20 protein-coding genes are annotated in these 20518 nt (G+C 71.7%); 14 read left to right on the top strand and 6 right to left on the bottom strand.

The features are described from left to right. Positions 1-181: 181 nt before the first annotated feature. Positions 182-1579 carry an aminotransferase gene (locus tag F6X53_RS07980; protein ID WP_150999239.1) on the bottom strand — a complete coding sequence of 466 codons (1398 nt, stop codon included), beginning with the start codon at positions 1577-1579 and terminating at the stop codon, positions 182-184. 124 nt (positions 1580-1703) lie between these two features. Here F6X53_RS07980 and F6X53_RS07975 point away from each other — a divergent pair, with 124 nt between their 5' ends. From F6X53_RS07975 to greA, 5 genes are all read left to right on the top strand, one after another. Beyond that, positions 1704-2240 carry a hypothetical protein gene (locus F6X53_RS07975; protein ID WP_150999374.1) on the top strand — a complete coding sequence of 179 codons (537 nt, stop codon included), beginning with the start codon at positions 1704-1706 and terminating at the stop codon, positions 2238-2240. A gap of 239 nt (positions 2241-2479) precedes the next feature. Next, complete coding sequence (locus tag F6X53_RS07970; RefSeq protein WP_150999372.1) at positions 2480-3625, top strand: cell wall hydrolase; 1146 nt, start codon at positions 2480-2482, stop codon at positions 3623-3625. A gap of 351 nt (positions 3626-3976) precedes the next feature. Then, a complete protein-coding gene (locus tag F6X53_RS07965) occupies positions 3977-4567 on the top strand; it encodes a hypothetical protein (RefSeq protein WP_150999236.1) in 591 nt (196 codons plus the stop codon). Positions 4568-4679: 112 nt separating this feature from the next. Continuing rightward, positions 4680-5666, top strand: coding sequence for an acrylyl-CoA reductase (NADPH) (gene acuI / locus F6X53_RS07960; protein ID WP_150999235.1), 987 nt, complete (start codon positions 4680-4682; stop codon positions 5664-5666). 49 nt (positions 5667-5715) lie between these two features. Continuing rightward, positions 5716-6177 (top strand): transcription elongation factor GreA, encoded by a 462-nt coding sequence (gene greA, locus F6X53_RS07955; RefSeq protein ID WP_150999233.1) that lies wholly within the window; start codon positions 5716-5718, stop codon positions 6175-6177. Here the strand turns inward: greA and F6X53_RS07950 are convergent. Then, positions 6170-7057, bottom strand: coding sequence for a LysR family transcriptional regulator (locus F6X53_RS07950; protein ID WP_191970743.1), 888 nt, complete (start codon positions 7055-7057; stop codon positions 6170-6172). The two genes, greA and F6X53_RS07950, sit on opposite strands and share 8 nt — an antisense overlap. Positions 7058-7206: 149 nt before the next feature. Here F6X53_RS07950 and wrbA point away from each other — a divergent pair, with 149 nt between their 5' ends. Then, complete coding sequence (gene wrbA / locus F6X53_RS07945) at positions 7207-7806, top strand: NAD(P)H:quinone oxidoreductase (protein ID WP_150999231.1); 600 nt, start codon at positions 7207-7209, stop codon at positions 7804-7806. A gap of 132 nt (positions 7807-7938) precedes the next feature. Here the strand turns inward: wrbA and F6X53_RS07940 are convergent, their stop codons facing one another. Beyond that, positions 7939-8949 carry an L-threonylcarbamoyladenylate synthase gene (locus F6X53_RS07940; protein WP_150999229.1) on the bottom strand — a complete coding sequence of 337 codons (1011 nt, stop codon included), beginning with the start codon at positions 8947-8949 and terminating at the stop codon, positions 7939-7941. Between the two features lie 153 nt (positions 8950-9102). Here F6X53_RS07940 and F6X53_RS07935 point away from each other — a divergent pair, with 153 nt between their 5' ends. The 8 genes from F6X53_RS07935 (at position 9103) to F6X53_RS07900 (ending at position 18058) form a co-directional block, all read left to right on the top strand. After that, a complete protein-coding gene (locus F6X53_RS07935; RefSeq protein ID WP_150999227.1) occupies positions 9103-10869 on the top strand; it encodes an acyl-CoA dehydrogenase family protein in 1767 nt (588 codons plus the stop codon). A 49-nt stretch (positions 10870-10918) separates the two neighbouring features. Further along, positions 10919-11692, top strand: a complete 774-nt coding sequence (locus F6X53_RS07930; protein ID WP_150999225.1) for an enoyl-CoA hydratase-related protein — start codon at positions 10919-10921, stop codon at positions 11690-11692. Between the two features lie 35 nt (positions 11693-11727). Further along, positions 11728-12537, top strand: coding sequence for an SDR family NAD(P)-dependent oxidoreductase (locus F6X53_RS07925; protein WP_150999368.1), 810 nt, complete (start codon positions 11728-11730; stop codon positions 12535-12537). A gap of 10 nt (positions 12538-12547) precedes the next feature. Further along, entirely contained in the window at positions 12548-13408 is an 861-nt protein-coding gene (locus F6X53_RS07920) for an SDR family oxidoreductase (protein WP_150999223.1), read from the top strand. A gap of 24 nt (positions 13409-13432) precedes the next feature. Next, complete coding sequence (locus F6X53_RS07915) at positions 13433-14437, top strand: magnesium transporter CorA family protein (RefSeq protein ID WP_150999221.1); 1005 nt, start codon at positions 13433-13435, stop codon at positions 14435-14437. 194 nt (positions 14438-14631) lie between these two features. Continuing rightward, positions 14632-16140 carry an ATPase domain-containing protein gene (locus F6X53_RS07910; protein WP_150999220.1) on the top strand — a complete coding sequence of 503 codons (1509 nt, stop codon included), beginning with the start codon at positions 14632-14634 and terminating at the stop codon, positions 16138-16140. Next, positions 16137-17225 (top strand): sensor histidine kinase, encoded by a 1089-nt coding sequence (locus tag F6X53_RS07905; RefSeq protein ID WP_150999218.1) that lies wholly within the window; start codon positions 16137-16139, stop codon positions 17223-17225. Before F6X53_RS07910 ends, F6X53_RS07905 begins: the two co-directional genes overlap by 4 nt. Before the next feature lie 68 nt (positions 17226-17293). Continuing rightward, complete coding sequence (locus tag F6X53_RS07900) at positions 17294-18058, top strand: SOS response-associated peptidase (RefSeq protein WP_150999216.1); 765 nt, start codon at positions 17294-17296, stop codon at positions 18056-18058. A 3-nt stretch (positions 18059-18061) separates the two neighbouring features. Here F6X53_RS07900 and F6X53_RS07895 read toward each other — a convergent pair whose 3' ends face one another. The 3 genes from F6X53_RS07895 to F6X53_RS07885 all read right to left on the bottom strand — a co-directional run bounded on the left by F6X53_RS07895 (position 18062) and on the right by F6X53_RS07885 (position 20474). Continuing rightward, entirely contained in the window at positions 18062-18337 is a 276-nt protein-coding gene (locus F6X53_RS07895; protein ID WP_150999214.1) for a hypothetical protein, read from the bottom strand. Between the two features lie 72 nt (positions 18338-18409). Next, positions 18410-19726 (bottom strand): class I SAM-dependent RNA methyltransferase, encoded by a 1317-nt coding sequence (locus F6X53_RS07890; protein ID WP_150999212.1) that lies wholly within the window; start codon positions 19724-19726, stop codon positions 18410-18412. Next, positions 19704-20474, bottom strand: a complete 771-nt coding sequence (locus tag F6X53_RS07885; RefSeq protein WP_150999210.1) for a TlyA family RNA methyltransferase — start codon at positions 20472-20474, stop codon at positions 19704-19706. The genes F6X53_RS07890 and F6X53_RS07885 overlap by 23 nt, the downstream gene beginning before the upstream one ends. Positions 20475-20518: the final 44 nt, after the last annotated feature.

The following is a 20518-nucleotide window of genomic DNA, read 5'->3' as shown; positions in this document are numbered from 1 at the left end:
GGATTCGACACATCGATCCCCGCCGGCCCGTGCTTCATTTGCGGTCGATCAAGCTGAACGCCGGATTAAGAAACCGGCAATGCTTGTTCCTTCGTGGCGATCTGTCTGGAATCGTCTCGACGATGCTGCATCGCCCAGCATCCCGCTGAGGCTCCCTTGAGCGCCGCCTCAGCGCGCCGCCTCAGCGCGCCTGGGCCGGCATGGCCGCGAGGCCTTCCGCGGCGATCCAGGCGGCGGTGCGGTCGAGGGCGCGTTCGAGGCGGTCGAACAGGGCGTCGATCTCGTCCGGCCGGATCACGAGCGGCGGGCAGACCGCGACCCGGTCGCCCACGAGGAAGCGCACGATCAGACCCTCGGCCTGTGCGAAGGCGACGCAGCGCGCGGCGACGCCGGCCTTGGGCTCGAACTGCGCCTTCGAGGCCTTGTCGGCGACGATCTCGACGCCGCCGATCAGGCCGATGCCCCGCGCCTCGCCGACGAGCGGATGCTCCCTGAGCCGCGCGAGTCGCGCCTGGAACTGGGGCGCCTTCGCGGCGACGCCCTCGACGATGCGGTCGCGCCGGTAGATCTCCAGGGTCTTGAGGGCGACCGCACAGGCGACGGGATGGCCCGAATAGGTGGTGCCGTGCCCGAAGGTGCCGAGCTTACGGCTCTCGTCGAGCATCGCCTCGTAGAGCGGTTCGTCGATCGAGACGCCGCCGAGGGGCACGTAGCCCGAGGTGACGGCCTTGGCGAAGGAGATCGTGTCCGGGCGCATGCCAAGCGCCTCGCTGCCGAACCAGGTGCCGAGCCGGCCGAAGCCGCAGATCACCTCGTCGGCGATGAAGCGCACGTCGTAGCGGTCGAGCACCGCCTGGATCTTCGCGAAATAGCCGGAAGGGGGCGTGATGGCGCCGCCCGCGCCCATCACGGGCTCGGCCACGAAGGCCGCCACCGTCTCGGGATCCTCCCGCAGGATCAGCGCCTCGAGTTCGTCGGCGAGGCGGCTCGAGAAGGCCTCCTCGGTCTCGCCGGGCTCGGCGAATCGATAATGGTGCGGGCAGGCCGTGTGCAGGAAGCCCGGCAGCGGCAAGTCCCAGTCGGCGTGGTTGGCCGGCAGGCCGGTCATCGAGGCGGTCGCCACCGTGACGCCGTGATAGCCGCGCTCGCGGGCGATGATCTTCTTCTTGCGCGGCCGCCCGAGGGCGTTGTTCAGGTACCAGGTCAGCTTCACCTGCGTGTCGTTCGCCTCCGAGCCCGAGGAGGTGAAGAACACCTTCGAGGTCGGCACCGGCATCACTTCTTTCAGGGCCTCCGCGAGCGCGATCGCCGGATCGTGGCTGCGGCCGGAGAACAGGTGCGAGAAGGGCAGGCGGCCGAGCTGCTCGGTGGCGGCCGCGACCAGTTCCGCGTTCGAGTAGCCGAGCGCCGTGCACCAGAGGCCCGCCATGCCCTCGAGATAGGGCCGCCCCTCCGTGTCGTAGACCCAGACGCCGTCGCCGCGCTCCAGCACGAGCGGTCCGGTCTCGCGGAAGGCCGCGAGGTTGGTGTAGGGATGCACGAGGGTTTCGACGTCGCGGGCCGCGAGGTTCGAGAGCATGAAGCCTTCCGGGGTCGAAGCGGGGAGATCCGCCACACTACCGGCCCGATGCCGCCCTAGAAACCCAGGCCAAGCGCGGCGCCCCGACGCCCCGTGACCATCCCCGGTGAAGTTCAGCCTCGCGATGCTCGATCCTGCAACCATCGTGGCCCACCCGGCGGCGGGCCGGTCCTGCGGCACCTGCACGTTGTGCTGCAAGGTCTACGACGTGCCGGCGGTGGAGAGCGTCGCGGGCCAATGGTGCCGCCACACCCAGCAGGGGCGCGGCTGCGCCATCCACGCGACCCGGCCCGACCATTGCCGCGCCTTCCACTGCCTCTGGATGACGGAGGCCTGGCTCGGTCCCGAATGGAAGCCCGACCGCGCCAAGCTGGTCCTCAGCCTCGATCCGGTCTCGCGCCACATGAACGTCCAGGTCGATCCCGGCCAGCCGAATGCTTGGCGGCGCGAGCCCTATTACGGCCAGCTCAAGCGCTGGGCCGTGGCCTCGCTCCCGCAGAGGCGCCACGTCCTCGTCCACCTCAACAAGTCAACCACCGTGGTGCTCCCGGACCGCGACGTGCCCCTCGGAATCTTCGAGCCGGGCGACCGCCTCGTCGCCCGCGATCGGATGACGCCGGCGGGGCCGGTGGTCGAGGTCGAGAAGGTGCGGGCGGCCTGAGCCGCCGCTGCGCTCCCGATTGACGCAACTTGTGACAGGTGCCGAACGGCACCTTTTAACCAGCCCGCAACCATACCGCGCGATAACGGGGAACCGGTCCTGGCATTTCCGCAAAGCGGGGCGATGCTGGCCGGGCGTGGCATTCGGGTACGGGTCGGTTCGGCGTGAGTACGAGACGAGTTCGACGCAGAACGAGCCTGAACTGGCTCGGCACGGCCTTCACCCCCTGGGTCGCCGGGATGGGCCTGCTCGTCTCCTTCACGGCGACGGCCGGCACCGAGAGCGCCATCGGCTCCAGCCTGATGCCGGAGCGGGATGCCCGCATCGTCCCGGCGCTGCCCCCCGGCACGGCGCTCATCGGCACGACGGGCCTGCATGACGGCGCCGCGACGCTCCTGGCCATCGGCCGGGCCGACGCGGCCGTCGCGGCGGTCCGGATCGGCGAGGAGCCGCTGCGCCCCGAGCTCAAGGCCCAGGCCCGCGTCTTCCCGGTGGTGCAGCGCGCCGGCAAGAGCGGCGCGGCGCTCGCGCCGGGCCCGAGCTTCGCGCGCAGCGCCGGCGCGCTCCGCGAGACCGGCACCTCCCTGGTCTTCGCCAACCTGACGCATTCGGTGAGCGGCCTCCTGACGCCCGGGCCCGCGACCTGGAACCCCGAGCTCGAGCCGGATCTCGGCTTCGTGCCCGTCCCCGATCTCGGCCTGACCACGGGGACGGACAGCGCCGCCTCCACGGGCGAGGCCGTCGCCGACCGCACGCCCGAGGAGCGCCACGACGGCTCGACGCCCGCCATTCCCCGCGCGGTCGCCCTGTCCTCGACGACGCCCGCCCCGGCCGACGCGATCCCGATCGAGGTCGCGGCCGCGAGCCTCGCCCTGCCGGGCTTCTCGCTACGCGGCGAACGCCCCGAGCCGGCCGCGCCCGGCGCCGCGGCCGACAGCGCGCGCCACCGCTACGCCGACCTGATCGAGCCCGACGCGATGGATCGCGAGCAGCGCTGCCTCGCGGAGGCGGTCTATTTCGAGGCCCGCAGCGAGCCCGAGGATGGCCAGGCCGCCGTCGCCCAGGTGGTGCTCAACCGGGTGAAGAGCGGCCTCTACCCGGCCAATGTCTGCGGCGTCGTCTACCAGAACCGGCACCGCTACATGGGGTGCCAGTTCTCCTTCGCCTGCGAGGGCAAGTCCCTGCGCATCACCGACGCGTCCTCGTGGCAGAGCGCCACCCGCATCGCGCGCTCGGTCATCGAGGGCCGCACCTACCTGAGCGAGGTCGGCAACGCGACCCATTACCACGCCGATTACGTGCGCCCGACTTGGTCGCGCCGCCTCAAGAAGATGGACGTGATCGGGCGGCACATCTTCTACCAGCTGAAGCGCGGGCAGACCTGAGCGCGCCGAGGCCCACAAGCTGGCGCGCCTGACCGGGCCGTTCGGCCCCCCGGACCTCGCCCCCTCGCCGCAACGAGGCCATCGATGGCCGCACGCGGCGCGCGGGCCTGCATCGCAAAATCAGCGTCCGCCGCGAAGCCCGAAACATTAACCCTAACAACGTCGCTCGGTTCATCCACAGATCTGCTTAAGTACCGCCATCGCTGCGTAGTCCTAACCGAGGGTTAACTTTACCCTGCCAGGCAATTGATCTTGCCTGAACTGCAACTTGACGGCCTCTAGTACGTCGAGATGTGCGCATCGCTCGCGCCACATCACGTTCGTCTTGCTTGTACAGCCCGAGGATCCGTCATGACCGCGCCGGTCACCCGTCTCACCATCCTGCTCGCCGCGCTCGCTGGCGCCGTCGCCCTCGCTCCCACCGCCCAGGCCGGCGGCTGCTACGGCGCGGAATGCTACCGACGCGTCACCACGCCCCCGGTCTTCGACACCGTCTCGGAGAACGTGCTGGTGCGTCCGCCCCGCACGATCTACCGCACCACGCCGCCGATCTACGACACGGTGTCGGAGCGCGTCCTCGTCTCGCCGGGCGGCCGCTTCTGGCAGACCAGCCGCGGCCCCTACGGCGAATTGATCGGCTGCTGGGTCACGACGCCGCCGCGATACGCGGTGCAGACGCGCCGCGTCCTGGTGCAGCCCGCCCAGAGCATCCCGGAGACCCTGCCGCCGGAATATGCCAGCGTCAGCCGGCGTGTCCTGGTGCAGCCCGCGCGCTCCGGCTGGGTGCCGGTGGGCTACGGCGGGAGCCCCGGTTACGGGCCGGGCCCCGGCGGCCCCCTCATCGGATCGATCCCGGACGCGCTGGGGATCACGGGCGCGAGCTCGGCCGATATCGGCGTCGGCCTCGGCTTCTCCCGCGGCAGCATCTACGACGGCTACTGAGATCAAGGCCGTCGGCCCCGCTGGGCCGCCGGCCACCGCCGGCCTGGCGGCATTGATCCTGACCGGCGCCGCCACAGGTCGCCCCGGAGGTGATCCGAGGCGGGAGGCGGGCGTGGCGACATTCAAGGCCTGGGTGATCGATCGGGTCGCGGACGGGCAGCGCCTCGCCTTCCGGGATTTCGACGAGGCCGACCTGATGGACGGCGACGTCACGGTGCGGATCACGCACTCGACGCTGAACTACAAGGACGGGCTGGCGCTGACCGGCCGCGCGCCGATCGTGCGCCGCTTCCCCATGATCCCGGGCATCGATTTCGCCGGGATCGTCGAGACCTCGCAGCATCCCGACTACGCGCCCGGACAGCCGGTTCTCCTCACCGGCTGGGGCGTCGGCGAGACGCATCTCGGCGCCTATGCGGAGAAGGCGCGCGTGCCGGGCGACTGGCTCGTGCCCCTGCCCGAGGGCCTCTCCCCCGAACACGCCATGGCGATCGGCACCGCCGGCTTCACCGCCATGCTGGCTCTGATGGCGCTGGAGCATCACGGCCTGCGCCCGGAGGCCGGCCCGGCGGTGGTGACCGGCGCCTCGGGCGGCGTCGGCTCGATCGCGGTGGCGCTCCTGGCGCGGGCCGGCTGGCACGTCGTCGCGGCGACGGGACGCCCCGGGGAAGCCGCGTACCTGCGCGGTCTCGGCGCGGCGGAGATCCTCGACCGGACCGAGCTGTCCGGCTCCGCAAAGCCCCTTGCCAAGGAGCGCTGGGCCGCCGGCATCGACGCGGTCGGCTCCACGACGCTGGCCAACCTCCTGGCGATGACCCGGGCGGACGGGGCAATCGCGGCCTGCGGCTTGGCGCAGGGCATGGACCTGCCGGCCTCGGTGGCGCCCTCCATCCTGCGCGGCGTCTCGCTTCTCGGGATCAACAGCGTCACCACGCCCATCGCCAAGCGCCGCGCGGCCTGGGCGCGCCTCGCCCGCGACCTCGATGCCGGGCCTCTCGCCGCCATGACCACGCGGGTGGGCCTCGCCGAGGTCGGGAATCTCGCGGAGGCGATCCTGGCCGGGGAGATCCGTGGGCGGGTCGTCGTGGAAATGGCGTGAGGCTCGGTGCAGCGCGGAACCTGAACGGTTCCGCCGCATTGCATTTTTTATGAGCATTGCATTCGTTCGCGAGCGTGAGGGCGGGGAAGCCTTCGAGGACCTGCCGGACCGGCCCATCTCGCCCCACACCAATTTCGTCACGCCCGAAGGCCTCGCGCAGATCGAGGCCGAGGTGAAGCGGCTTCAGGCCGAATCGAGCCGGGTCAACCACGACAACAAGGCCGACAGCGCCCGCATCGCCCGCGACCTGCATTACTGGAACGCGCGGCTCGGCACGGCCCAGCTCGTCGAGCGGGTCGAGGGCGACACCGTGCATTTCGGATCGATCGTCACGATCCGGCGCGAGGACGATACGCGCCAGACCTTCCGGATCGTCGGCGAGGACGAGGCGGACCCGACGAAGGGCTCGATCTCCTACGTCGCGCCGCTGGCCCGGGCCCTGACCGGCAAGAGCATCGGCGACGTCGTCGCGGTGAACGGCCACGAGGCCGAGATCACCGACATCAAGTAGGCTCCGGCGCGCGCCGCCCCTCGAACGCGGCGCGGCGGGCGCTCATCTCGTCGCCGACGAAATCCATGAAGGCCCGCACCCGCGGGGCGTGGCGCAGGTCCGGGTGCGTGAGCAGCCAGAGCGTGCTGGCGAGCTCCGCCTCCGGCCCGGAGAGGCGCATCAGGGACGGGCAGGAATCGCCCTGCAGGCAGGGCAGCGGCCCGATCCCAATCCCGGCCTCGATCGCCTCCGCCAGACCCAGCACCGTGTTGAGCTGAAGCGCGATTCCGTCCGGCCCGGCGCGTGCCCGCACGAACCGGGCATGGGCGCCGCCCGCGACCGCCTCGCTCGGGGACACCCAGGTCCGCTCCCGCAGGTCGGGCCCGTCGGCGGCGCGGCCGTAGATCGCCCAGGCGATGCCGGCCAGGCGCCGGCCCACGAGGGTGGGCGGCGGGTTGTCGCTCGCGCGGATCGCCACGTCGGCGTCGCGCCGCGACAGGTTCAGCGCTTCCTCCGACACCACGACGTCGAGGCGGATCAGCGGATAGGCTTTGGCGAAGCGGCCGAGCATCGGCAGGAGGACGCCCGTGACGAAGCTCGCCGCGGTGGTGATGCGCAAGGCCCCGGCCGGCGTCTGCGCCTTGCCGGCCACCTCGCGGGTGAAGCGGGCGACGTCCTCGTCCATCCGGCCCGCCGCCGCCAGCATGGCGGTCCCAGCCGGCGTCGGGACGTAGCCGGAGCGGTGGCGCTCGAACAGGCGCGCATCGAGGGCGCCCTCGATCGCCGCGAGCCGACGGAAGGCCGTGGAATGGTTGATGCCGAGATGCTCGGCCGCCTGCGTCAGGCCGCCCCGGTCCGCCACGGCCTTCACCAATCGGAAATCGTCCCAGGCCAGCGGCATCGTTCCCGGCCCCTCCGCGTTTCCGACCTTGCAAATACGCAAGCATGTTCTTGCGCGCCAGGGCATTTCAGCAAGGCCCGGAATGGCCGATACCGGGTGGAGGTGGCGCCGGCGTCGAGCCGGCCGGAATGCGCAGAGGAGATCGTGCGATGGCGAAGGTTCTGGTGCTCTACTACTCGTCCTGGGGCCATGTGGAGCAGATGGCGCAGGCGGCGGCCGAGGGCGCGCGCGAGGCGGGCGCCGAGGTCAGCCTGAAGCGGGTCCCGGAACTGGTGCCCGAGGAGGTCGCCAAGCAGTTCCACTACAAGCTCGACCAGCAGGCCCCGATCGCCGATCCTGGCGAGCTCAGCGACTACGACGCGATCATCTTCGGGACGCCGACCCGCTTCGGCAACATGGCCGCGCAGATGAAGCAGTTCCTCGACCAGACCGGAGGCCTCTGGGCCCAGGGCAAGCTCGTGGGCAAGGTCGGCTCGGCCTTCACCTCCACGGCGTCCCAGCATGGCGGCCAGGAGACGACGCTCACGAGCTTCCACACGGTGATGCTGCATCACGGCATGGTGATCGTGGGCCTGCCCTACGCCTTCGCGGGGCAGACCGGCGTCGAGACTGTGAAGGGCAACACGCCCTACGGCGCCACCACGATCGCGGACGGGGACGGAAGCCGCCAGCCCTCGCAGGTCGAGCTCGACGGAGCCCGCTTCCAGGGCCGCCACGTCGCCGGGATCGCGGCGAAACTGGCCAGCTAAGGCGGACAAGAAAAAAGGCTCGGATCACTCCGAGCCTTGGAAGGAAAAAGGCCATTGGGGGCTGAACTGGCCTTCGTGAACCATCAACACGGCACCGGCCGAATCGGTTCCGGCAAATCGGCGAAAAAAATATCAGCGCGGTGCCGCGGCCCGCCGCAGGCGGTCATTGATCGCCTCGCCGAGCCCCGTATCGGGGATCGGCCCGACCGCGATCACCGCGGCGCCCGAGGCGTCGAGGCGGCGCAGGGCCGCGAACAATCCCGCCGCCGCCTCGACCAGATCCGCCCCCGGGCTGAGGTCGAACGCCGCCGCCGCCTCAGCCAGACCCTCCGGCGCCACTCCGCCGAACAGCAGGGCTGCCTCGCCCGGGGCGATCCGGCGGGCTTCAAGCCGGACCCGGGCGCGCGGCGCGTAATGCGACGCGAGGAGCCCGGGCCCGATCGGCTGGCCCGCATCCACGGCACCCGCATCGGCGATCGCGCTCCCGAGCACCGCGCGCAGATCCTCGCGCGTGATGCCGCCGGGGCGCAGCAGGCGCGGCGTCCCCCCGAGGCAGGCCACCACCGTCGATTCGACGCCGACCGCGGCCGGCCCGCCGTCGAGGATCGCGGCGATGCGCCCGTCGAGATCGGAAAGGACATGCTCGGGCAGGGTCGGGCTGACGCGTCCGGACCGGTTAGCGGACGGCGCCGCCACCGGGCGGCCGACGCGCCGCAGCAGCTCCTGGGCGAGGGGGCTCCCGGGCACCCTCAGGGCGAGGCTCGGCAGGCCGGCGCGGGCGAGGTCGCAGACGCTGGTCCCGGCGGTCGCGGGCACCACCAGCGTGAGAGGACCCGGCCAGAACGCCTCCGCGAGCTGCTCCGCCGCTCGGTCGAAGGCGCCCTCGCGCCGGGCGGCCACGCCCTCGGGCAGATGCGCGATCAGGGGATTGAAGCTCGGGCGCGCCTTGGCGGCGAAGATGCGCGCGACGGCGGCCGGGTCGGTGGCATCCGCCCCGAGCCCGTAGACCGTCTCGGTCGGGAAGGCCACGAGGCGCCCGGCGCTCAGCAGGCCCGCGGCCTCGGCGAGTCCGGCCGGATCGGCGCGCAGGCGCCGCGTCGCCTCCGAGTCGGCTCCGGCGGGCATTGACCCGAGATCGTTCATATATAAACTATCTCCGATCGTGACGGGACGCGCCCTTCGGGCGTATGTCGGCGGCGGGATGCGTGCCGCCCTAGCGTCGGGGCGGGGGGCGCGTCAAACGCCGAACCCGGCCGGCCTGTGCAGCGTCGCCGAAGACGACGCGGGAGGAACATCATGAGCTATCGCGCGCCCGTCGCCGAAATGGCCTTCACCCTGCGCCACGTGGCGGGGCTCGACGCCGCCATCGCGGGGGGCGCCGCGGGCGACCTCACCCTGGAGGACGCGCAGGCGATCCTGGACGAGGCGGCGCGGCTCGCCAACACCGTGATCGCGCCGCTGAACCGGAAGGGCGACCGCCATGGGACGCCGCTCGCGGAGGGCGCCATCACCACGCCGCCGGGTTGGAAGGCTGCCTACCGGGCCTTCGTCGAGGGAGGCTGGAACGGCCTCAGCGGCCCCGCCGCCCATGGCGGCCAGGAGCTGCCGCTCCTCCTCAACGCCGCCTGCAGCGAGATGTGGAACGCCGCCAGCCTCGCCTTCGGGCTGTGCCCGCTGCTCACCGCGGGCGGGATCGAGGCGCTCGACAAGCACGGCTCCGAGGACCTGAAGGCGCGCTACCTCGACAAGCTCGTCTCCGGCGAGTGGACCGCCACCATGAACCTGACCGAGCCGCAGGCGGGGTCGGACCTCGCCGCGCTGCGCAGCCGGGCCGAGCCGGCGGGCGACGGCAGCTACCGGATCACCGGGAGCAAGATCTACATCACCTACGGCGAGCACGACCTCACGGACAACATCGTCCACCTCGTCCTGGCCCGCCTCAAGGACGCGCCGGCAGGCACGCGCGGCATCTCGCTGTTCCTCGTCCCGAAGGTGCTGCCCGACGGGAGCCGCAACGACCTGCGCTGCTCGGGCATCGAGCACAAGCTCGGCATCCACGGTTCGCCCACCTGCTCCATGTCCTTCGGGGATGGCGGCGGGGCCACGGGCTGGCTCATCGGCGAGGAGAATCGCGGCCTCGCCTGCATGTTCACGATGATGAACAATGCCCGCCTCAATGTCGGGCTGCAGGGCGTCGCCGTGGCGGAGGCCGCGACCCAGAAGGCCCTCGCCTATGCGCGCGAGCGCCGCCAGGGCAAGGCGCCGGGCGCCACCGAGGCGATGAGCCCGATCATCGAGCATGCCGACGTGCAGCGCATGCTCCTGACCATGAAGGCCAGCACGGCGGCCGCCCGCGGCATCTGCTATCTCACGGCCGCCGCCCTCGATGCGGCCCGCGGCCCGGAAGGGAAGGCGGCCCATGACCGCGCCTCGCTGCTGACGCCGGTCGCCAAGGCCTTCTCGACCGACCTTGCCAACGAGGTGACGTCGCTCGGCGTCCAGGTCCATGGCGGCATGGGCTTCATCGAGGAGACCGGTGCCGCCCAGCTCCTGCGCGACGCGCGCATCCTGGCGATCTACGAGGGCACCAATGGGATCCAGGCCATCGACCTCGTCGCCCGCAAGCTGCCCCTCAACGGCGGGGCCACGGTGCGGGCCCAGATCGCCTCGATGCGCGGCGTCGTCGAGGGCGTGCTCAAGGATGCGAGCCCCGCCTTCGGGCACAGTGCCGCCCGGCTGCGGGCCGCGATCGAGAGCCTGGACCGGGCAACGAGCCACCAGCTGAAGGCCCTCACCTCGAACCGGCCCGAGGAGGCCTTGGCGGGTGCCGCGCCCTACCTGCGCCTGTTCGGGCTGGCGCAGGGCGGCGCCTGCCTCGCCAAGGCGGGGCTCGCCGCGAGCGCGGCGCTCAAGGGCGGCGAGACCGACCCGGCCCATGCCGCCCGCATCGCGCTCGCCCGCTTCTTCGCCGAGAACCTCGCGACGGCGGCGCCCGGCCTGGAGCAGACGATCCTCGACGGGGCCGCCTTCACGCAGGATGCCAAGCTCGCCCTCGCGAGCTGATCCCGACGCGCCTGCGGCCGCGAGGACCGCCCCACCCGAGGAACCACCCATGAGCGAGCACGTCACGGTCGAGGATCTGGCCGGGGGCGTCCGGTTGATCCGGATGAACCGGCCCGAGAAGAAGAACGCGCTCACGGGCGCCATGTACGACCGCATGCGGGAGGCACTCGAGGCGGCGGATGCGCCGGATTCCGGCATCGGCGCCGTGGTGTTCGCGGGCGGAGCCGGCATCTTCTCGGCGGGCAACGACCTCGCGGATTTCATGGCGGGGGCGGGCAAGCCGTTCACGCAGGCGCCGGCCCTGCGCTTCATCCGGCAGCTCGCCCGCACGCAGGCCCCGATGGTGGCGGCGGTCGACGGCATCGGGGTCGGCATCGGCACCACCCTGACCCTGCATTGCGACCTCGTCTATGTCAGCCCGGCGGCGCGCTTCCGGATGCCGTTCGTGGAGCTCGGGCTCGTGCCGGAAGCCGCCTCCAGCTACCTCCTGCCCCGCCGCGTCGGCCGCCTGAAGGCGACCGAGATGCTGCTCCTGTCGGAGCCCTTCACGGGCGACGCCGCGGTGGAGCTCGGCCTCGCCAACGCGGTGATGCCGGCCGACATGCTGCTGGAGCACGCCCTCGCGCAGGCCGGGCGGCTCGCGGCCCTGCCGCGCAAGGCCGTCGCGGCGACGCGCCGGCTGATCCGGGGCGACCAGGCCGCCGTCGAGGCCGCGCTCGAGGCCGAGGCCGAGGCCTTCGACGCGCAGCTGCAGACGGAGGAGGCCCAGGCCGCCTTCCGGGCCTTCTTCACCCGCGGGCCGAAGCCGGGTGCGCCCGCGTGAGCGCGGTGCCCGACCTGTCCGGCCGCATCTGCCTCGTGGCCGGCGCCTCCCGGGGCGTCGGGCGCGGCATCGCCCGGGGACTCGGCGAGGCGGGCGCCACCGTGATCGTCACGGCCCGGTCGAGCGAGACCGGCCCGCGCACCGAGATGCGGCCCGAGGCGATCGAGGACACCGCCCGCGAGGTCGACGCCGCGGGAGGCACCGGCCACCATTACCTCTGCGACCATACCAGCGAGCGCGCCGTGGACGCCCTGGTCCACTGGACGCTGCGCCGCTTCGGCCGCATCGACGTCGCGGTGTCGAGCGTCTGGGGCGGCAACGAGGGCTATGACGGGGAGCGCTACCCCGACGGCGCGGCCTGGGGCACGCCGTTCTGGCGCCGCTCGGCCGAGCCGTTCGGCGGCTTCCTGGGGGTCGGGCCCTATGCCGGCCTGCTTCTGGCCCGCGCGGTCGCCCCCGCCATGGTCTCGGCCAAGAGCGGCCTCCTCGTGCTCGTCTCCTTCGGGACGGCGGAGGCTTATCTCGGCGACCTCTTCTACGATCTCGCCAAGGCCACGACGAACCGCATGGCCCTCGGTCTCAGCGAGGAATTGCGGCCCCACGGCGTCACGGCGCTCGGGCTCTCGCCCGGCTTCGTGCGCACCGAGCGGGTGCGCGACCTCGGCCAATCCGAGCACGCCACCGAGAGCCCGCTCTATGCCGGCCGCGCCGTCGCGGCGCTCGCCGCCGATGCGGACGTGCAGGCCCGGGCCGGGCAGATCCTGCACGCGGGCGACCTTGCCCGTCATTACGGCTTCACCGACGCGGACGGCACGCAGCCCCCGCGCTTCCGGGTCGGCCCCTGAGGAGAGCAGCATGAGCAAGTCTTTGGAGGGAAAGACCCTCTTCATCACCGGGGCCTCCCGCGGCATCGGCCTCGCCATCGGCCTGCGCGCGGCGCGCGACGGGGCGAACGTGGCGATCGCGGCCAAGACCGACACGCCCCACCCGAAGCTCGAAGGCACGATCCACACGGCGGCGGCGGCGATCGAGGCGGCCGGCGGCCGGGCCTTGCCCCTGGTGGTGGATGTCCGCGAGGAGGATAGCGTCGCGGCCGCCCTGGCCCGGACGGCCGAGACCTTCGGGGGCATCGACATCGTGGTGAACAACGCGAGCGCGATCGCGCTGACGCGCACCCCCCAGACCGAGATGAAGCGCTTCGACCTGATGCATCAGATCAACACGCGCGGCACCTACATGGTCTCGAAATACGCGATCCCGCATCTGGCGAAGGCCGAGAACCCGCATATCCTGATGCTGTCGCCGCCCCTCGACATGCAGGAGAAGTGGTTCGCGCCCCATCTCGCCTACACGATGGCGAAGTTCGGCATGTCGCTCTGCGTCCTTGGGCTCTCGGGCGAGCTGCGCCGCCAGGGCATCGCCGTGAACGCGCTCTGGCCCCGCACCACCATCGCGACGGCCGCCGTGAACAACCTGCTGGGCGGGGAGGCCCTGATGCAGGCGAGCCGCACGCCCGAGATCATGGCGGATGCCGCTCACGCGCTGTTCCTGAAGCCCGCTCGCGAGACCACGGGCCGCTTCCTCATCGACGATTCCTTCCTGCACGAGAACGGTGTCACGGACTTTTCAAAATACCGCGTCACACCCGGCATCCCGCTTGCGCCGGACTTCTTCGTGCCGGATGGGAGCGTACCGCCGCCCGACGCCCTCGCGTGAGCGGCCTTGCCTGAGTGAGCTCTCGTGATCTTCCTTCACCAGCCGGTCGCCGGCGCCGGGCACTCGCTGCTCGAGCGCCGACCCCTCGAACTCCAGGATGCCATCCCGGACGACACCGTCTGGCTCGACATGATCCGGCCGAGCCGCGAGGAGGACCTCAAGGTCGAGGCCTTCATGGGCATCCAGGTGCCGACCCGCGAGGAGATGAAGGACATCGAGCCCTCGGAGCTCCTCTATGTCGAGGACGGGGCCCGCTACATGACCGGCCGAGTGCTCTCGAAGGTCAGCGATTCGGAGGATCCGGGGCTTGCCGGCATCACCTTCATCCTGCGCGAGAACCGCCTCGTCACGGTCCGGTACGAGGAGCCCCAGGCCTTCCGGATGTACACGCAGCGGGCGGGCCGGGCGACCGGCAACGGCCCGGCGAGCTTCCATTCCGGCGAGACCATCCTGGCAGGGCTGATCGAGACCGTGATCGACCGCGCCGCCGACGTGCTCCAGCTCCAGGGCGAGCGCATCGATCGGCTCTCGGGCAAGATCTTCGAGGTGCAGGACGACCCTTCCGCCCGCAACACCGCCCTGCAGGACACGCTGCGGGCGCTCGGACGCCACGGGGACCTGATCTCGAAGCAGCGCGAGAGCCTCGTCTCGATGGAGCGCATCCTGCTCTCGCTCTCGGCGACCTACCGGACCAACAAGGCGCCGCGGGAATTGCGCGAGGACGTGCGCTCCACCCTGCGCGACCTGCAATCGCTGGAGGAGCACGCGACCTTTCTGTCGACCAAGATCCAGTTCCTGCTCGACGCGACGCTCGGCCTCGTCAACCTTGAGCAGAACAACATCATCAAGCTGTTCTCCGTCATGGCGGTGGTGTTCATGCCGCCGACGCTGATCGCCTCGATCTACGGCATGAACTTCAAGACGATGCCCGAACTCGATTGGCATTTCGGCTACCCGATGGCGGTGCTGATGATGATCGTCGCCGCCGTGCTGCCCTACGCCTTCTTCCGCTGGAAGAAATGGCTGTGATCCTGCGGCCCGCCCGGCTGGCACGCCGGCGCACCGGTGCCCGTCCGGCGCTTGGCACGTCCTGACGCTGCGAGTACAGACGTCTGTCCCGCGGCATGCTCTTTCGGGTGCGTCAGGAACCCGAGGCGGACCTTGGCCGTTCGGACCCGGGGTTCCCAGCGACGCGGCCATTATCCTGACCGAGACCGACCTTGATGACAGCGACTTCCGGCGTTTCCGACAAGGCGAAGACCGGGATCGCCGGACTCGACGACGTGCTCGGCGGTGGCCTCGTGCGCAACCGCTTCTACCTGCTGGAAGGCAGCCCCGGCACCGGCAAGACGACGGTGGCGCTGCAATTCCTGCTCGACGGCGCGCGGCTCGGCGAGAAGACCCTCTACATCACGCTGTCGGAGACCGACGAGGAACTGCGCGACGGGGCCGCCTCGCACGGGTGGAGCCTCGACGAGAGCGTGACGATCTTCGAGGTGATCCCGCCCGAGAGCCTGCTCGATGCCAACCAGCAGCAGACCCTGCTGTACTCCTCCGACCTCGAGCTCGGTGAGACGACGCGGCAGATCTTCGACGCGGTGGACCGGGTCAAGCCGACCCGCATCGTGCTCGACAGCCTGTCGGAGATCCGCCTGCTCGCCGGCTCGTCCCTGCGCTACCGGCGCCAGATCCTCGCCCTCAAGCACTATTTCGCGCGGCACGATACCACCGTGCTGATGCTCGACGACCTCACGGCGGATGCGATGGACAAGACCGTCCACAGCGTCGCGCACGGGGTGGTCCGCCTGGAGGAGCTGGCGCCCGATTACGGCGCCCAGCGCCGCCGGATGCGGGTGATCAAGTATCGCGGCCAACATTTCCGCGGCGGGTACCACGATTACGCGATCGAGCGCGGCGGTGTGCGGATCTTCCCGCGCCTCGTCTCGCTGGAGCACAAGACCGGTTTCGAACGCCACCGCCTCGCCAGCGGGATCGCGTCCCTCGACACGCTCCTCGGCGGTGGCATCGAGAAGGGCTCGAGCACCCTGATCCTCGGACCGGCCGGCACCGGCAAGTCGCTTTTCGCGGTCCAGTACGTGTTGGCGGCCTGCGCGCGCAACGAGCGCGCCGCGATGTTCGTGTTCGACGAGGAGCTCGGCCTCCTGTTCGAGCGCACCCGGCAGCTCGGCTTGGATCTCGAGGGCCTGCGCGAATCGGGGCTGTTGCTGATCGAGCAGGTCGACGCGGCCGAGCTGTCTCCCGGCGAGTTCGCCCACAGGGTGCGCGCCCTCATCGACGAGCACGCGGTGAAGACCGTGGTGATCGACAGCCTCAACGGCTACAGGGCGGCCATGCCGGAGGAGAACTCCCTCGTGCTGCACGTGCACGAGCTGCTGCAATACCTGAACCGGCAGGGCGCCACGACCTTCCTGACGGTGGCCCAGCACGGGCTCGTCGGCGACATGCAATCGCCCGTCGACGTCACCTACCTCGCCGATACGGTGATCCTCCTGCGCTATTTCGAGGCGGTCGGCCGGGTCCGGAGGGCGATCTCGGTGGTCAAGAAGCGCGCGGGCTCGCACGAGGACACGATCCGCGAATATCGGATCAGCACGGGCGGCCTCAGCATCGGGGCGCCGCTCGCGGGCTTCCAGGGGGTCCTGCGCGGCATCCCGACCTTCGTGGGCAGCGAGGACGATCTCGGAACGGTCCTGACCGGACAATCTCCGTGACGGCACCCAACAACCCATTCTCCGAGCGCGTGCTGATCCTGGCGCCGCAGGGACGCGACGCGTCGATCGCCTCATCCCTGCTCCGCGAGGCTCAGATCCTCTCGGTCACCTGCGGCGACCTGCCGGACCTGCATCAGGGTTTGATCGAGGGGGCCGGCACCGCGCTTCTCACCGAGGAGGCGGTGCGGACCGCCGATCTCACCCAGATCAGCCACTGGGTCGAGAGGCAGCCGCCCTGGTCCGACATGCCCTTCATCCTGCTCACCGGACGAAGCGGCGGGCCTGAGCGGAACCCGGCCGCGGCTCGGCTGTCGGAGATCCTCGGAAACGTCATCTTCCTGGAGCGGCCGTTCCACTCGACCACGCTGGTCAGTGTGGCGCGCACGGCGTTGCGCGGCCGCCGCCGCCAGTACGAGGCTCGCTCGCGGCTGGAGGCTTTGCGCGACGGCGAGAGCCGCCTCAAGGCCGCGCTCCACGCCGAGCAGCGCGGCGCCGAGCACCAGCGCCTGCTCATCGACGAGTTGAACCACCGGGTGAAGAACACCCTGGCGACCGTGCAGTCGATCGCGATCCAGACCCTGCGCAACGCCGATTCCAACGACGAGGCCTACGCCTCCCTCGAAACCCGGCTCCTCGCGCTCTCGCGCGCCCACGACGTGCTCACCCGCGAGAACTGGGAGGGCGCCGACCTGATCGAGGTCGTGACCCAGGCGATCGCCCCCTATCGCGGCCGGGGCAGCGAGCGCTTCCGCATCGACGGGCCCGGCGTGCGCCTGTGCCCGCGGATGTCGCTCGCCATCGCCATGGCGATCCAGGAACTCGCCACCAACGCGGTCAAGTACGGGGCGCTCTCGAATGCCGACGGGGGCGTCGTCATCGACTGGAGCGTGACGAACGGGGTCACGCCGCCGCGCCTGGCCTTTCGCTGGTGCGAGGAGGGCGGTCCGACCGTCAAGGCGCCGAAACGCCGGGGCTTCGGCTCGCGGCTGATCGAGCGCAACCTCGCCCGCGACCTCGACGGCTCCGTCAAGATCAGCTTCGCGCCGAGCGGCGTCGTCTGCACCGTGGACGCGCCGATCAGCTGAGCCGGCAGAAGCCCGCGCGGCGAGCCTTGGGCGGCTGGATGCGCCCGGGACAGCGGAGGAGACGGAGCATGTGCGGACGCTTCTTCATCGCGCAGGCGCCGGAGATTTTCCGGGCATTCTTCGATTACCCGGAGCAGCCGAATTTTCCGGCCCGCTACAATGTGGCGCCGACGCAGCCGGTGGCGGTGGTGCTCTCCGAGGTCGGCGCGCTTCACTTCCGGCTGATGCGCTGGGGCTTCTGGCCGAGCTGGCTCAAGGATCCGAAGGGGTTCCCCCTCGTCATCAACGCCCGGGTCGAGACCGTTCAGGAGAAGCCGACCTTCCGGGGCGCCCTGCGGCACCGCCGCTGCATCTTCCTCGCCGACGGCTTCTACGAGTGGCGCCGCGAGGGGACCGGGCGCGCGGCCGTGAAGACGCCGTTCAAGATCAGCCGCGCGGACGGCGCCCCGATGGCGCTGGCCGGCCTGTGGGAGAACTGGATCGGCGCGGACGGGTCGGAGATCGATACCGCCGCCATCGTCACCACGGGCGCCAACGGCACCATGGCGGCGGTCCACGACCGGATGCCCGCGATCCTGGCGCCGGAGACGATCGCCCCCTGGCTCGACACGCGGGCGGTCGACGCGGCGGAGGCGGCGGCCCTGTGCCGGCCCTGCCCGGATGCGTGGCTGAGGCTCGATCCCGTGAGCGCCCGGGTCAACGATGCGCGCAACGACGGCGCGGACCTGATCGTGCCGGTCGGCCGGCCGCAGCCCGCGCCCCCGGTGCCGGATATCCCGCGCGCGGACCGGCCGCTCTCCAGCGACGAGGACGCGCAGGGCTCCCTGTTCTGAGGCTCAGCAGCCGCGGCAGATGCTGCCCTCGATCTTGTCGGCTTGATTCCGCTCGCGCCGCTCCACGGAGGGCGTCGGCACCTCGCCGGCGCCGAGAGAGGTGCCCGGCGGCTTCGTGACCCCCAGCGAATTCGTGTAGGGCGCCGTCACGGTCGAGGTCGGGCCGCCGCCCGTCCCGGTCTGGTCGGCCGCGCCGCGCAGATCCTGCTGGGCGAGGGCCGGAAGCGGCGCGAACAGGCAGGCCAGGACGGCCGCGGACAGGAGACGAGATGCTGGCATGGTGCCCTCCGACGCCCGCCTAACGCGGCAGCGGCCGAGAAGTTCTCGTGCGATGTCGTACGCCCGCGCGTCCTAGCGCCGCTTGCGCGACGCCTCGCGGCGAAACACACCCACCATCTCGATATGGGGCGCATAGGCGAACTGGTCGACCGGCGTGACCTGTTCCAGCCGGTAACCTCCCGCCACCAGGATCGCGGCGTCGCGCGCGAAGGTGCCGGTCTCGCAGGCGACGCCAACGACGAGCGGCACCCTCGACTCGGCCAGCTGCTTCGCCTGGGCCTGCGCGCCCGCGCGCGGCGGGTCGAACACGACGGCGTCGAAGGCGTTCAGCTCATGCGCGAGCATGGGGCGGCGGAACAGGTCGCGGCGTTCCGTCGTGACCCGACGAAGCCCCGATCGGGACCGCACCGCGCGGTCGAGCCCGGCGAGCGCGCCGGCCTCGCCCTCGACGGCGTGGACCTCGTGCGCGCGTGCGAGGGCGAGGGTGAAGGGCCCGCAGCCGGCGAACAGGTCGGCGACCCGCCTCACCTTGCGGTCGAGGGCCGCGAGGACGAGCGCGGTGAGCGTCTCCTCACCTGCCGCCGTCGCCTGCAGGAAGCCCCCGGGCGGGGGCAGAAGGTGGTCTAGACCTGCGCGCGGGCCCTGACCGGACGGGGGCTCCGCGGCCGGGATCCGGCCCTCGCCCGAGGGGATCTGGACGGGGCGGCGCTCCACCACGACATCGCCGTGGAGTGAGAGCCGCGCGAGGTCGAGGTCGCCCGCGAGGCGCACGAGCGCCGCCCGCACGCCCTCGCTCACGGGGCCGTGACCGCGCAGGTCGACGTCGAGGCCGGATTCGCTGGCCGTCACGGCAACGTCGAGGGGCTTGCGGCCATGGCCGAGGGGGGCGCTCAGCGCCCGCGCGATCGCGGGCGCCGGATGCAGGGCCGGCACGGTGATCGGGCAATGGTCGATCGCCACGAGGGCGTGGCTGCGGGCGGCCATCAGCCCGGCCTCCGCCCGGCCCTCGACCGCGCGGACATGCAGGGTGATCCGCCGCCGTCCCGCGCCGCGTGCGTCGCGCATCGGCTCAAGGTTTGCCGGCAGGCCGGCCTGCGCCAGGGCCTGGGCCAGGAGGCCCCGTTTCCAGGCGGCGTAGGGCTCGGGCGCGAGGTGCTGCACCGCGCAGCCCCCGCAGCGGGTGAAGTAGGGGCAGAAGGGCGCGATCCGGTCGGGGGAGGCCTCCTCGATCGACACGAGGTCGCCGCGCGTGCCCTCGCGCGCGATCGTGACGCGCTCGCCCGGCAGCGCGTAGGCCACCGCCGTGCCGTCCGCCGCGAGGCCATCGCCCCGGGCACCGAGGCGGCGGATCGTGACGGTCTCTGTCTCAGGCATCGGGGTGTCCAACATGTGCGCGCGCGGGGCCCGCCGTCGCGCCGATCAGGAATTCGCGGTTGCCGTCGCCGCCCGTGACCGGCGAGGGATGGAGGCCGACGATCGTGAAGCCGAGGCCGGAAAGGCAGCCCGCCACGGCCTCGCAGACCTCCGCGTGGACCGCCTCGTCCCGCACGATCCCGCCGCGCCCGACCCGTTCGCGCCCGGCCTCGAATTGCGGCTTGATCAGCGCCGCGAGGGCGGCACCCGGCGCCAGCAGGGCCGCGACGGCGGGCAGCACGAGGCGAAGCGCGATGAAGCTGACATCGATCGCCGCGAGGCTCGGGGGCTCGCGCAACGCCGCCCGGTCGAGGTGGCGCACATCCGTCCCCTCCAGGCTCGTCACCCGCGGGTCGCGCGCCAGCGAGGCGTGGAGCTGCCCGCGCCCGACATCGACGGCGTGGACATGGGCGGCGCCCCGCCGCAGCAGGACATCGGTGAAGCCGCCCGTCGAGGCGCCGACGTCGAGGCAGACCCGGCCGGCGGGGTCGAACCCGAAGGCGTCGAGCGCCGCGCTCAGCTTGAGGCCGCCGCGCGAGACGAAGGGGTGGGGCTGGCCGGCCACGATCGCGGCCTCGGGCGCGAGGGCATCGGAGGCCCGCACGACGGGCCGGCCATCCGCGCTGACGAGGCCGGCCGCGATGGCGGCCTGCGCCCGCGCGCGGCTCTCGTAGAAGCCCCGCTCCACCAGGAGGCGATCGGCCCTGAGCCGCTCCCGCGTCATGTCCCCGGATGTCCCTGCGCGTGCGCCGAGGCGCGATCGTGTAC

Origin of the sequence: Methylobacterium soli (genome assembly GCF_008806385.1) — a bacterium.
Classification (GTDB): Bacteria; Pseudomonadota; Alphaproteobacteria; order Rhizobiales; family Beijerinckiaceae; genus Methylobacterium; species Methylobacterium soli.
The sequence above is the reverse complement of the archived record's forward strand: the minus strand, read 5'-3'. Positions and strand labels throughout refer to the sequence as shown.

What these genes read in the sequence shown, in the direction of transcription:
- F6X53_RS07980 (WP_150999239.1), bottom strand. Translation starts at nt 1,579, where the DNA reads ATGCTCTCGAACCTCGCGGCCCGCGACGTCGAAACCCTCGTGCATCCC.
- F6X53_RS07975 (WP_150999374.1), top strand. Translation starts at nt 1,704, where the DNA reads ATGCTCGATCCTGCAACCATCGTGGCCCACCCGGCGGCGGGCCGGTCC.
- F6X53_RS07970 (WP_150999372.1), top strand. Translation starts at nt 2,480, where the DNA reads ATGGGCCTGCTCGTCTCCTTCACGGCGACGGCCGGCACCGAGAGCGCC.
- F6X53_RS07965 (WP_150999236.1), top strand. Translation starts at nt 3,977, where the DNA reads ATGACCGCGCCGGTCACCCGTCTCACCATCCTGCTCGCCGCGCTCGCT.
- greA (WP_150999233.1), top strand. Translation starts at nt 5,716, where the DNA reads ATGAGCATTGCATTCGTTCGCGAGCGTGAGGGCGGGGAAGCCTTCGAG.
- F6X53_RS07950 (WP_191970743.1), bottom strand. Translation starts at nt 7,057, where the DNA reads ATGCCGCTGGCCTGGGACGATTTCCGATTGGTGAAGGCCGTGGCGGAC.
- wrbA (WP_150999231.1), top strand. Translation starts at nt 7,207, where the DNA reads ATGGCGAAGGTTCTGGTGCTCTACTACTCGTCCTGGGGCCATGTGGAG.
- F6X53_RS07940 (WP_150999229.1), bottom strand. Translation starts at nt 8,949, where the DNA reads ATGAACGATCTCGGGTCAATGCCCGCCGGAGCCGACTCGGAGGCGACG.
- F6X53_RS07935 (WP_150999227.1), top strand. Translation starts at nt 9,103, where the DNA reads ATGAGCTATCGCGCGCCCGTCGCCGAAATGGCCTTCACCCTGCGCCAC.
- F6X53_RS07930 (WP_150999225.1), top strand. Translation starts at nt 10,919, where the DNA reads ATGAGCGAGCACGTCACGGTCGAGGATCTGGCCGGGGGCGTCCGGTTG.
- F6X53_RS07920 (WP_150999223.1), top strand. Translation starts at nt 12,548, where the DNA reads ATGAGCAAGTCTTTGGAGGGAAAGACCCTCTTCATCACCGGGGCCTCC.
- F6X53_RS07910 (WP_150999220.1), top strand. Translation starts at nt 14,632, where the DNA reads ATGACAGCGACTTCCGGCGTTTCCGACAAGGCGAAGACCGGGATCGCC.
- F6X53_RS07900 (WP_150999216.1), top strand. Translation starts at nt 17,294, where the DNA reads ATGTGCGGACGCTTCTTCATCGCGCAGGCGCCGGAGATTTTCCGGGCA.
- F6X53_RS07895 (WP_150999214.1), bottom strand. Translation starts at nt 18,337, where the DNA reads ATGCCAGCATCTCGTCTCCTGTCCGCGGCCGTCCTGGCCTGCCTGTTC.
- F6X53_RS07890 (WP_150999212.1), bottom strand. Translation starts at nt 19,726, where the DNA reads ATGTTGGACACCCCGATGCCTGAGACAGAGACCGTCACGATCCGCCGC.
- F6X53_RS07885 (WP_150999210.1), bottom strand. Translation starts at nt 20,474, where the DNA reads ATGACGCGGGAGCGGCTCAGGGCCGATCGCCTCCTGGTGGAGCGGGGC.